Raw genomic sequence first — 10,994 nt, 5'->3', positions numbered from 1 at the left:
GTGGTGCGCGTGGGCCTGGAACGGGCGCTGTCCACGTAGCAGGGCAATGGCGACCATCCGCCCGGGTGGTTACAGACAGCCCAGCCGAGAGCGACATCCCGAGTGGTGGGAGGCGATGGTGACGGCGTGCCCTACAACTCCACGTCCGCCGGGTCCAAGTCGGCTCGGATGGCCGTCGGTGACGTTCGTTGGCGAACGCGGCCGAGATCTCGGCCCGTCCGGCGTTTGGGGACGGCCGGGGCGGGGGTGGGGCTCCATGTGGGTGGGGTCAGGTTGGGGTTGGGGTGGGTTTTTGTTGGGCCGTCCAGGAGGCGTGTAGGCGGGTGTAGATTCCTCCGGCGGTGACCAGGCGGGTGTGGGGGCCGCGTTCGATCAGCTTTCCGGCGTCGAAGACCAGGACCTCGTCCGCCGATTCGGCCGTGGACATCCGGTGTGCGATGAAGACCGCGGTGCGGCCTCGGGTCAGGCCGTCCAGGGCCCGGTTGATCCGGACCTCGGTGGCCGGGTCGACCGCCGAGGTCGCCTCGTCCAGGACCAGCAGGTCCGGATCGGCGATGTAGGCCCGGACCAGCGCGACCAACTGCCGCTCGCCCGCCGACAGCGACTCGCCGCGCTGGCCCACCCGGGTGTCCAGGCCGGCGGCCAACCCCGCGAGCCAGTCGGCCAGTCCCAGGTCGGCGAACGCGGCGACGATCGCCGCGTCGTCCGCGTCCGGCCGGCCGTACCGCACGTTCTCCCGCAGCGTGGCGTCGAACAGGAAGCCCTCCTGCGGCACCATCACCACCCGCGCGCGCAGCGACGAGAAGCGCACCCGGGGCAGGTCGACGCCGTCGAGCAACACCCGGCCCTCGTCCGGGTCGACCAGGCGCGTGAGCAGCTTGGCGAACGTGGTTTTGCCCGAGCCGGTCTCGCCGACCACCGCCACCCGGGTCCTGGGCGCGAGCGTGACGTCCACGTCGTGCAGGATCCGCGGGCCGCCGGGATAGCCGTACGAGACGTGGTCGAACCGCACCTCGACCGGGCCGCGGGCCAACTCCTCGCCCGCCTCGCCCGGATCGGCGATGTCCGGCTCCGCGTCCAGCACCTCCAGCACCCGACGCCAGCCCGCGAGCGCGTTCTGCGCCTCGTTCAGGATCTCCACGCCCATCTGCACCGGGCCCACGAACAACGTGACCAGGAACAGGAACGCGACCAGCTCGCCCACGCTGAGCTGCCCGTCGATGCCCAGCCACACCCCGACGACCACCACCAGGCCGTTGGCCAGGCCGACCACGAACTCGCCCATCGGGAAGGTCAACGCGACGAACAACTGGGCCCGGGTCTGCGCGTCGCGGTGCGCGTCGACCGACTCGTCGATCCGGCGCGCGGTGCGCTCCTCGATGCCGTGCGCGCGCACGATCGCGGCGCCCACGACCGGCTCCGAGATGGCGCCCAGCATCCGGCCCATGGCGACGCGCACGTGCGAGTACGCGGCGGCGATCCGCTTCTGCACCGCGCGCATGAAGAAGTACAGCGGCGCGAAGCACACCCACACCAGCAGGGTCAGCTGCCAGGAGTAGACGAACATCAGCACCGTCACCAGCGCGATCTGCCCGACGCTGACGATCAGCAACAGGCCGCCGAACTGGATGAATCGGCTGATCGTGTCCACGTCGCCGGTCACCCGCGAGACCAGCGAGCCGCGCTTCTCCGACTGCTGGTGCAGCGTGGACAGGTCGTGGATGTGCCGGAAGGCGGCCACCCGCATCGTGGACAGGCCGCGTTCGCTGGTGCGGTACAGCCGCACGTTCATCGCGTACGCCGACACCGCGGTGACCACCACCGCGAGCGCGGCGAGCGCGGCCATCGTGCGTACCACGGTCAGGTCGGGACCGGCGTCGGCGCGCAGGCCCCGGTCGATGGTCTGCTGCACGGCCAGCGGCACCACGATCCGGCCGGCCGTGCCGATCACGGCCAGCAGCAGGGTGACGATCAGGCCCTCGGTGAACTCCGGGGTCATCCGCAGGCCGCGGCGCAGCACGCTCAGGCCGGACTCGGTCGGTCGGTCGGCGTCGGGGCCTATTCGGGAGCCCGACCCGCTCTTCGGTTCGGGTTCGGGTGCGGCCGGCTTGGGCACGGCGGTGGCGATACTCATGAAGCCGTGGCCTCCTCGGCCTCGTCGACGTCGATGTCGGTGTCGAGTTCCTGCTCCGCGTCCTCGCGCGCGGCGCGTTCGTACGCGTTGACCAGGCGGCGGTAGCCCACCGAGCGTTCCAGGAGCGTGTGGTGCGGGCCCCGGTCGAGCACCCGGCCGCCCTCGATGTAGACCACCTCGTCGGCGAGCGCGATGGTGGCCTTGCGGTAGGCGACCACGACCACGGTGGCCGGTCCCGCGTCGCGCAGCCCGTGCAGGATGGCGGCCTCCACACGCGGGTCCACCGCCGAGGTGGCGTCGTCCAGGACGAGCAGGCGCGGCCGGCGCACCAGGGCCCGGGCCAGCGCGATCCGCTGGCGCTGGCCGCCGGAGAGGGTGGTGCCGCGCTCGCCGACCTGGGTGTCCAGGCCCTCGGGCAGCGCGGCGACGAAGTCGGCCTGGGCGATCCGCAGCGCCTCGTGTACCGCGGCGTCGTCCAGGTCCAGGCCCAGGGTGATGTTGTCGCGGACGCTGTCGTCGAACAGGAACGCCTGCTGTGGGACCAGCGCGGCGGTGGCCGCGATCCCGCCCCGCCGGTAGTCGCGCAGGTCGGTGCCGTCGAGCAGGATTCCGCCGTCCACCGGGTCGACCAGTCGGACCAGGAGCGAGACCAGGGTGGACTTGCCGGAACCGGTCGGGCCGACGACGGCGATGGTGCGCCCGGGGTCGACATCGAACGCCACGTCGTGCAGCACGTCGGTGTCGTCGGTGTAGCCGAAGCGCACCGCGCGCGCCTCCAGGCGGGCCGGACCGGCCGCCGCGTCGCCGCCCTCGATCTCGCCGTAGGTGTGCTCGCCCTCGGCGTCCAGCACGCCGCGGACCCGGTCGTAGCCGACCACCGAGCGCGGCATGTCGCCGAGCAGCCAGCCGATCGCCCGGACGGGGAAGGCCAACAGGGTGAACAGGTAGGCGACCTGCACGAGGTCTCCCGGCGCCAGATCGCCGTGCGAGACCCGGACCGTGCCGACCACCAGGACCAGCAGCACGCCGAAGCCGGGCAGCGCCTCCAGGATCGGGTCGAACAGCGCCCGGACCCGGCCCACCGCGATATTCGCGTCGGCCAACTCCCGCGACGCGGCCGCGAACCGGGTGGTCTCCTCGCTCTCCCGGCCCAGCGTCTTGACCACCAGCGCGCCGTCGAAGCTCTCGTGCGCGATCTCCGCGACGTCGGCGCGCAACTCCTGCGCGCGCATCGCCAACGGCCCCTGCCTGCGCTGGTAGACGATGTTGAGCGCGGCGATCGCCGGGAAGATCACGAAGCCGACCAGGGCCAGCGCCCAGTCGGTGATCACCATCGAGATCGCCGCGACGAACAACATCACCACCACGCCGGTGGCCATCGGCAGCGGTGCCACCGGGTTCCACGCCGCCTCGACGTCGGCGTTCGCGTTGGACAGCAGCGTGCCGGTCGGGTGGCGGTGGTGCCAGGCGAGCGGCAGCCGCAGGTATTGCCGGGTGACCCGGCGGCGGAAGGTGGCCTGGAGGCGGTACTGCATCATGCCCGCCCACAACCGCCGACCGATCACGCCGAACGCCTTGAGCAGCGCGACGCCGAACACCGCCGCGAACGCACCGATCAACGCGCCCGCCGTGGTGTGCCCATCGCGGAAGGCCGGGATGATCACGTCGTCGGTGACCCGCCCGAGCACAAGCGCCGAGCCCACCGTCATCACGCCGTACACCGCGCTCGCGCCCACCGCGGCGGCGAAGATCCGAGGCTCCTCGCGGATCGCGACGCCGAGTACGCGCAGTCCTTGTCGCAGAACGACCTTGTCCGCCACGGGGCTCACTTTCACGCGGAATCCCCCGGATTCATCAAAATCCAGGGGAACGCAGCCGCCGCGAACGGGGCTGTCGACGATGTTTGTCCGATGAACGTACAAGGCGCCGCCGACCGCCCCGATTCCCCGTCCGCCCCGCCGACTCCATCCGGATCACCGGCCTCCGGACGGATTGGAGCAGACCATTCCCGCATGTCACCCTGTTTCGGGCGCTCCCCGCGAACGGCCTCGCGACGCCCCGATTACCCGCAACCAAACCCCGGGTCGGGCTCGTCTCCACGGGCGTGCCCTGACCATGATCGATAGACCGAGGACGCCGCTGTGGGCCTCACCAGCCTCAAACTGATAATCCTGCTGTGCCTCGTCACCGTCGCGGCGGCGTCGGCGGCCGTGTTCTTCTGGCCCAAGCTGTCCCGCCAGCACGTGGTGCCCATCCTGGGCCGGGTCGGCATCCTGCTGAGTACGCAGGTCCTGCTCCTGGCCACGGTCGCGGTGATCGGCAACCGATATTTCGTCTTCTATACGACCTGGGACGACCTGTTCGGGCGCACCGGCAAACCGGTCCTGAACTTCGGCGAGGCCGGTCCCGGCGACATGCCCAAACTGGTCAAGGAGAAGGGCACCGAGACGATAGACGTCCCGCAGGGGAGCAACCCCCAGGTCGCGGGCCAGATCATGCAGGTCGACCTGGTCGGACGACGCAGCGGGATGGGCACACCCGCGCTCGTCTACCTGCCGCCGCAATACTTCCAGGCCCAGTACAAGGACCGGCGCTTCCCCGTCGTGGTCACGCTCACCGGCTACCCCGGCAACGAGCGCAACCTGGTCACCCGGCTGGAGCTGCCCAAGATCGCCGCCAACGAGATCGCCGCCGGCCGGGTCCAGCCCACCATCTACGTGATGATGAAGCCCAGCGTCGGCCTCGACCGCGACACCGAGTGCACCGACGTGCCCGGCGGCCCGCAGGTCGGCATGTTCTTCAGCCAGGACCTGCCCGAGGCGATCAACCAGGCCTACCGCGTCGCCCCGGGACCGCGCGGCTGGGCCATGCTCGGCGACTCCACCGGCGGCTACTGCGCGGCCAAGCTGCCGATGCTCAACTCGGACCGGATCGGTGCGGGCGTCGCGCTCTCCGCCGACTACGGCGCCCCCTCCGACGGCGACACCGGCGACCTGTACGGCGGCAGCAAGGCCTACCGCAACCAGAACGACCTGCTGTGGCGGCTGAAGAACCTGCCCATGCCGCCCGTCAGCCTCCTGCTCACCAGCAGCGAGAGCGGCGAACCCAACCTCGCCGACACCCGGGAGTTCCAGAAGCTGGCCAAGGCGCCGCTCAAGGTGGACACCCTGCTCCTGCCCACCGGCGGACACAACTTCAAGACCTGGCAGACGGTGCTGCCCGACGCGCTGCGCTGGCTGAGCGCGCAGCAAAAGAGCGACCACCCCAAGGAGCCGGGGCCGGTGGCCGCCTCGCCGTGACCGGCCGTGTCGCGGATCGCGCCCCTTGATTTCATCCGGCGCGGGCCGAAGGATCGGCACATGCCGACTTCCCACGCCCGCGCCGAACGCGCCGCGCTCGCCGAACTGCTGCGCGTCCTCGGACCCGACGCACCGACCCTGTGCGAGGGCTGGACCACCCGGGACCTCGCGGCGCACCTCGTGGTCCGCGAACGCCGCCCGGACTCCGGACCGGGCCTGGTGTTCAAGCCGCTCGCCGGATACACCGAACGGGTACGCCTGCGGCAGGCGGCCAAACCGTACGAGCAGAGCGTGCGCCTGGTCGCCGACGGGCCACCGACACTGTCCGCCTTCGGCATCCCCGGCGTGGATGCGGCGGCCAACACGATGGAGTACTTCATCCACCTGGAGGACGTCCGGCGCGCCCAACCCGGCGGCGCCGAACCGCGCGAGCTGGACCCCGCGCTCACCGAGATCCTGTGGAAGCGCGCCAAGGGCTCCTCGCGGATCGCGCTGCGCCGAGTGCCGGTGGGGGTGGCGCTGCGCCGCACCGACACCGGCGCCGACGAGCCGGCCCAGCCGATCCACAAGGGCACCCCCGTGGTCACGCTGGCCGGACACCCGGCCGAACTGCTGCTGTACCTGTTCGGCCGCAAGGAGCACGCCCGGGTCGAGGTCACCGGCGACCCGGACGCGGTACAGGCGCTGCGCGCGGCCGATACCGGCCTGTGAACGCTCGCGCGGCCGGCCCGCGCGGGTCTGCGACAATGCGCGCATGACCGGTGCCTCCCACCCGCCCGCGCGGCCGTCCGACCTCGATCCGAGCATCGCCGCCCGCCTCAAGCGCGACCCCGACGGCCTGATCGCCGCCGTCGCCCAGGCGAGCGACACGGGCGAGGTGCTGATGGTCGGCTGGATGGACGACGAGGCGCTGCACCGCACGCTGACCACCGGCCGGTGCACCTATTGGAGCCGCAGCCGGCAGGAATACTGGGTCAAGGGCGACACCTCGGGCCACGTGCAGAAGGTGGTCTCGGCCGCCCTCGACTGCGACGGCGACGCGGTGCTCGTGCGGGTCGAGCAGACCGGCGCCGCGTGCCACACCGGCGCGCGCACCTGCTTCGACGCCGACGTCCTGCCGGTTACCTCCTGACCGTCCGCCTCCCGACCGTCCGCCCCGCCCGTCGCCTCGCGACCGTCCGGTCGCCGGACCGGTCCCCTCCGCCGACTCGCCGCCCGGGAGATTGCGCTCGCCATGACCACCGGAACCGTCACCCCCGACCCGGACACCTTCCGGGAACTCGCCCGCGACCGGCGCGTCATCCCCGTCACCCGGCGCTTTTTGGCCGACGGCGACACGCCCGTGGGGCTGTACCGCAAGCTCGCCGCCGAGCGGCCCGGCACCTTCCTGCTCGAATCCGCGGAGAACGGCCGCTCCTGGTCCCGCTATTCGTTCGTGGGCGTGCGCAGCGCGGCCATGCTCACCGAAGTGGCCGGGCGGGCCCGCTGGTTGGGCACCCCGCCGGTGGGCGTGCCGGTGGACGGCGACCCGCTGGAGGTGCTGCGGGCCACGATGGAGGCGCTGCACACCCCGCACGGCATCCCGGGCCTGGACCTGCCGCCGCTGACCGGCGGGATGGTCGGCTACCTCGGCTACGACATCGTGCGCCGGTTGGAACGGCTGCCCGAGTCGAGCGTGGACGACCTGCGCATCCCCGAGCTGATGATGTTCCTGGCCACCGACCTCGCGGTGCTCGACCACGTGGACGGCAGCGTGCTGCTGATCGCCAACGCGATCAACCACGACAACCGCGAGTCGGGCGTGGACGAGGCGTATCGGGCGGCGGTGGCCCGGCTGGACGCGATGACGGCGGACCTGGCCCGGCCGACCGGACTGGCCGCCGCGGCGTTCGAGCGGGCGGCGCCGGCCGAGGCGGTCGGCCCTTGGGGGTCGGCCGAATACCGCAAGGCGGTGGCCGCGGCCAAGGAGGAGATCCGGGCCGGCGAGGCGTTCCAGATCGTGCTCTCCCAGCGCTTCGAGATGCCCACCGAGGCCGGCGCGTTGGACGTGTACCGGATCCTGCGGGCGACCAACCCCAGCCCGTACATGTACCTGTTCCGGATGCCCGGCCCCGACGGCGGCGCCGAGGGCGGGTTCGACGTGGTCGGCTCCAGCCCCGAGGCGCTGGTCAAGGTCGAGGAGGGGCGGGCGATGGTGCACCCGATCGCGGGCACCCGCCATCGCGGCGCCACGCCCGCCGAGGACGCCGCGCTCGCCGAGGAGTTGCTGGCCGACCCGAAGGAACGCGCCGAACACCTGATGCTCGTCGACCTGGGCCGCAACGACCTGGGCCGGGTCTGCGCGCCCGGCACGGTCGAGGTGGTCGACTTCATGTCGGTCGAGCGCTACAGCCACGTGATGCACATCGTGTCCACGGTGGTGGGCGAGTTGGCGCCGGGGCGTACCGCGCTCGACGTGTTCGCCGCGTGTTTCCCGGCGGGCACCCTGTCCGGCGCGCCCAAGCCGCGGGCGATGGAGATCATCGAGAACTTCGAGCCGACCCGGCGCGGGTTGTACGGCGGTTGTGTGGGCTACGTGGACTTCGCGGGGGACCTGGACACCGCGATCGCGATCCGCACCGCGCTGATCCGCGACGGCGTCGCCTACGTCCAGGCCGGCGCGGGTGTGGTCGCCGACTCGTCGCCGGAGGCCGAGGACGTGGAGTGCCGCAACAAGGCGGCGGCGGTGCTGCGCGCGGTGGCGATCGCGGCCACGCTGGCCCCGGCGCACGAGAGCCCGGCGTCCTGACGGACGAGAGCGCTGTGGTGGGGCGCTCCGGTGGGGCGTGGACCCGACCCGGGTCAAGGCGCGGCGAGGCGTGGTTCATGCTGGATGCATGACCGACGCGAGGACCGAGGCCGGCGCGGCGCGCCGCGGCACCGAGACGGACGACCGATCGCCGGGCGGGGCGCCGACCGCCGAGGCGGCGGAACCCGAGGCCGGGGCGGCCGGGGCGGAAAGCGCCGCGGCCGAGACGGTGGATGTCGCCGTGCGGGAACGCAAGGCCGCTCGGCGCGAGTTGACTGCCGCGGTGTTGCTGGTTCTGGTCGGCGCGGGTGTCGTGCTCTCGGTGGCGGGGCGCACCTGGGCAGAGGGCACGGCGCTGGTGCACGGCTCGCACATCGCGGTGCACGCGAGCGGCAACACGATCAACAAGGCCACCTCGGCGCTCGCGCTGCTCGGGCTTGCGGGCGGTCTCGCGATCCTCGCGACCCGGACCGTCGGCCGCACGCTGATCGGCGCGCTGATCGCGCTGGCGGGGGCCGGGGTCACCGTGCTGGCCGTACAGGGCGCGCGCGACACCTCGGCGGTGGACGGCGAGGCGGCGAAGAAGGCGGCCGTCGAGGGTGTGCGGGCGGTGGACGTGAGCCACGCGGTCTGGCCGTGGTTCGCGGCCGTGGGCGGTGTGCTGATTGTGCTGGCCGGGCTGTTCGTGGTGATCCGCGGGCGGCGCTGGCCCGGAATGTCCAACCGCTACGAGGCGCCGGCGGGGCGGGGGGCCGCGGCCCGGCAGCGTACCGCGACCAACGCGGACCTGTGGAACGCGTTGGACCGGGGCGAGGACCCCACGCGCTGAGCACTGCTCCCGGCGGGTGACAATAAGAATCGCGCGGGTGCGACCCGCGCGCTTACGCGTGTGCAGTTCGATGTGAAGCCGAAGGAGTCGATCGATGTCGTCGCAAGCCGGAAACCACGGCAGCACCCCCGCGGCCTGGACCGTGACCATACTGGCGCTGATCGGTTGCACCGTCTCGGGTGTCGCGATGATCGCGGCCAACGTGATGCTTTTCTGGGTCGGGGCCGCGGTGGTGTTGGTCGGCTGCATCGCCGGTGCGGGGATGCGGATGGGTGGGCTTGGGGCTGCGCCCGCGCGTCGCTGACGCCGCCGCGCTCGGGCCGTGCGGCGGCCTTTGGCCTCATGCGCCGTGGCCTCAAGCGCCGGCCGGGCTGAGTGGCGTCATGCGCCGGCCGGGCTGTGTGGCCTCAAACGCCGGCCGGGCTGTTTGGGCTCCAGCGCTGGTCGGGGTGCTTGGGCTTGGGTGCCGGCCGGGCTGGGTGGCCTCAAACGCCGGCCGGGCTACTTGGGCTCCAGCGCTGGTCGGGGTGCTTGGGCTTGGGTGCCGGCCAGGCTGAGTGGCTTCAAACGCCGGGCAGGCTGGGTGGCCTCAAGCGTCGGCTGGGCTGTTTGGCCTCAAACGCCGGCCGGGCTGTTTGGGCTCCAGTGCCGGTCGGGTGCTTGGGCTTGGGTGTCGGCCGGGGTGCTTGGCTTCAAGTGCCGGTCGGGGTGCTTGGGCTTGGGTGCCGGGTGGGTTGGGTGGCCTTGAGCGTCGGCCGGGCCGGCTGGGTTCAAGCGCTGGTTGGGTTGCTTGGGTTCGAGCGTCGGCCGGGCCGGTTGGGCTCCGGTGTCGGTCGGGGTGCTTGGGTCGAGGGCTGCGCCGGGCGGGTTGTTTGGGGTTGTGGGCCGGTGGTTGGTGGGTGGCTTGTTCTAGGGTTGGCTTGTCGGCCTAGGGGGGAAAGTGGCGTACGGCTACCCGGGGGCTCCCGGTAATGGGGATCGGGCGCGGGAGTGGAGTGCGCCGCCTCGGCCGTTCGGGCATTCGGTGCCGCCCTATGGACCGCCCACCACGCCGCCGCCCGCCGGGCCGCCGCCGGGGGCGCCGGACAACTACCTTGCCTGGGCGGTCGTGGCGACCGTGTTCTGTTGTTTTCTGGCCGGGGTTCCGGCGTTGCTCGCGGCGACCAGCGTGAATGAGCGGTGGCAGCGCGGCGACGTGGCGGGGGCCCGGCTCGCCTCGCTGCGGGCGCGCAACTGGACGATCGGGACCGTCCTGCTCGGGGTGATCTTCTGGACCACCTGGATGGTCGGCGTCTTCCTGCTGGGCTGGAAAGACACGCTGGGTGACCTGTGATGGCACCCGCCGACGGCACAATGAGTCCGTGAGCATGCCCGCCCGCCCCGCGCCGGCCACCGGATTCCGGATGCGCAACCTGGGGCTTCCGGCCACGAGTCTGGCGGTGCTCGCGGCCGCCACCACCTATGTGGGCCTGGTGGATCCGCGCGAGAGCGGCCACTACCCGTCCTGCCCCTACCTGGTGATCACCGGCCTGGCCTGTCCCGGCTGCGGGGGGCTGCGCTGTGTGCACGCGCTCACCCACCTCGACCTGCCGGCGGCGCTGGGCTACAACGCGCTGGCGGTCGCGCTCTTCCCGCTGATCGGGTGGTTGTGGCTGCGCTGGGCGGTGCGTACCGCGCGCGGCGAGCCGCGGCGCACATTGGCCGATCCTCGGTGGTTGCGGGCGCTGCTGGCCGTCGTACTGGTCTTCTGGATCGTTCGCGACCTGCCGTTCGGCGCGGGGCTCGCCCCCTGACACACAGTGATCGGCGGCGGTTTCGCGAGCCGGACCGTGCGCACGGGGCGACCGTGCGACGCCGTATGCTGCCCCCACCTCTTCGGCGGTGCGATGTGTCGGGTCTGTTCGAATCGGCCTATACCATCGAAGGGCCGGGGGAGCAGGTTCT

General features: G+C 72.2%; 10 protein-coding genes. 8 read left to right on the top strand and 2 right to left on the bottom strand.

The window, feature by feature from the left end; translation table 11 throughout:
- Positions 1 to 268: 268 nt before the first annotated feature.
- Both ACFXKZ_RS44860 and ACFXKZ_RS44855 read right to left on the bottom strand, forming a co-directional pair.
- Complete coding sequence (locus tag ACFXKZ_RS44860; RefSeq protein WP_380011448.1) at positions 269 to 2,134, bottom strand: ABC transporter ATP-binding protein; 1,866 nt, start codon at positions 2,132 to 2,134, stop codon at positions 269 to 271.
- Positions 2,131 to 3,969 carry an ABC transporter ATP-binding protein gene (locus tag ACFXKZ_RS44855; protein WP_380011445.1) on the bottom strand — a complete coding sequence of 613 codons (1,839 nt, stop codon included), beginning with the start codon at positions 3,967 to 3,969 and terminating at the stop codon, positions 2,131 to 2,133. Before ACFXKZ_RS44855 ends, ACFXKZ_RS44860 begins: the two co-directional genes overlap by 4 nt.
- A 306-nt stretch (positions 3,970 to 4,275) precedes the next feature.
- Between ACFXKZ_RS44855 and ACFXKZ_RS44850 the strand changes: the two genes are divergently transcribed.
- The 8 genes from ACFXKZ_RS44850 to ACFXKZ_RS44815 all read left to right on the top strand — a co-directional run bounded on the left by ACFXKZ_RS44850 (position 4,276) and on the right by ACFXKZ_RS44815 (position 10,843).
- Complete coding sequence (locus tag ACFXKZ_RS44850) at positions 4,276 to 5,433, top strand: alpha/beta hydrolase (protein ID WP_380011442.1); 1,158 nt, start codon at positions 4,276 to 4,278, stop codon at positions 5,431 to 5,433.
- Between the two features lie 60 nt (positions 5,434 to 5,493).
- On the top strand, positions 5,494 to 6,144 hold the full coding sequence (locus ACFXKZ_RS44845) for a TIGR03085 family metal-binding protein (protein WP_380011439.1): 651 nt from the start codon (positions 5,494 to 5,496) through the stop codon (positions 6,142 to 6,144).
- 43 nt (positions 6,145 to 6,187) lie between these two features.
- Positions 6,188 to 6,565 (top strand): phosphoribosyl-AMP cyclohydrolase, encoded by a 378-nt coding sequence (gene hisI / locus ACFXKZ_RS44840; RefSeq protein WP_380011436.1) that lies wholly within the window; start codon positions 6,188 to 6,190, stop codon positions 6,563 to 6,565.
- 102 nt (positions 6,566 to 6,667) lie between these two features.
- Complete coding sequence (locus ACFXKZ_RS44835; RefSeq protein ID WP_380011433.1) at positions 6,668 to 8,221, top strand: anthranilate synthase component I; 1,554 nt, start codon at positions 6,668 to 6,670, stop codon at positions 8,219 to 8,221.
- Positions 8,222 to 8,309: 88 nt separating this feature from the next.
- Positions 8,310 to 9,050 carry a TIGR02234 family membrane protein gene (locus ACFXKZ_RS44830; protein WP_380011430.1) on the top strand — a complete coding sequence of 247 codons (741 nt, stop codon included), beginning with the start codon at positions 8,310 to 8,312 and terminating at the stop codon, positions 9,048 to 9,050.
- 94 nt (positions 9,051 to 9,144) lie between these two features.
- Entirely contained in the window at positions 9,145 to 9,354 is a 210-nt protein-coding gene (locus tag ACFXKZ_RS44825; RefSeq protein ID WP_078977628.1) for an HGxxPAAW family protein, read from the top strand.
- A 720-nt stretch (positions 9,355 to 10,074) separates the two neighbouring features.
- On the top strand, positions 10,075 to 10,383 hold the full coding sequence (locus tag ACFXKZ_RS44820) for a CD225/dispanin family protein (protein ID WP_078977629.1): 309 nt from the start codon (positions 10,075 to 10,077) through the stop codon (positions 10,381 to 10,383).
- A gap of 34 nt (positions 10,384 to 10,417) precedes the next feature.
- On the top strand, positions 10,418 to 10,843 hold the full coding sequence (locus ACFXKZ_RS44815; protein WP_380011473.1) for a DUF2752 domain-containing protein: 426 nt from the start codon (positions 10,418 to 10,420) through the stop codon (positions 10,841 to 10,843).
- Positions 10,844 to 10,994 lie beyond the last annotated feature (151 nt).

Origin of the sequence: Embleya sp. NPDC059237 (assembly GCF_042754105.1) — a bacterium.
In the GTDB taxonomy this organism is placed as follows: Bacteria; Actinomycetota; Actinomycetes; order Streptomycetales; family Streptomycetaceae; genus Embleya.
This window is presented reverse-complemented; position numbering and strand designations above follow the sequence as displayed.

Coding starts and splice junctions, on each gene's coding strand:
- ACFXKZ_RS44830 (WP_380011430.1), top strand. CDS start 8,310: ATGACCGACGCGAGGACCGAGGCCGGCGCGGCGCGCCGCGGCACCGAG.
- ACFXKZ_RS44835 (WP_380011433.1), top strand. CDS start 6,668: ATGACCACCGGAACCGTCACCCCCGACCCGGACACCTTCCGGGAACTC.
- ACFXKZ_RS44845 (WP_380011439.1), top strand. CDS start 5,494: ATGCCGACTTCCCACGCCCGCGCCGAACGCGCCGCGCTCGCCGAACTG.
- ACFXKZ_RS44825 (WP_078977628.1), top strand. CDS start 9,145: ATGTCGTCGCAAGCCGGAAACCACGGCAGCACCCCCGCGGCCTGGACC.
- ACFXKZ_RS44815 (WP_380011473.1), top strand. CDS start 10,418: ATGCCCGCCCGCCCCGCGCCGGCCACCGGATTCCGGATGCGCAACCTG.
- ACFXKZ_RS44860 (WP_380011448.1), bottom strand. CDS start 2,134: ATGAGTATCGCCACCGCCGTGCCCAAGCCGGCCGCACCCGAACCCGAA.
- hisI (WP_380011436.1), top strand. CDS start 6,188: ATGACCGGTGCCTCCCACCCGCCCGCGCGGCCGTCCGACCTCGATCCG.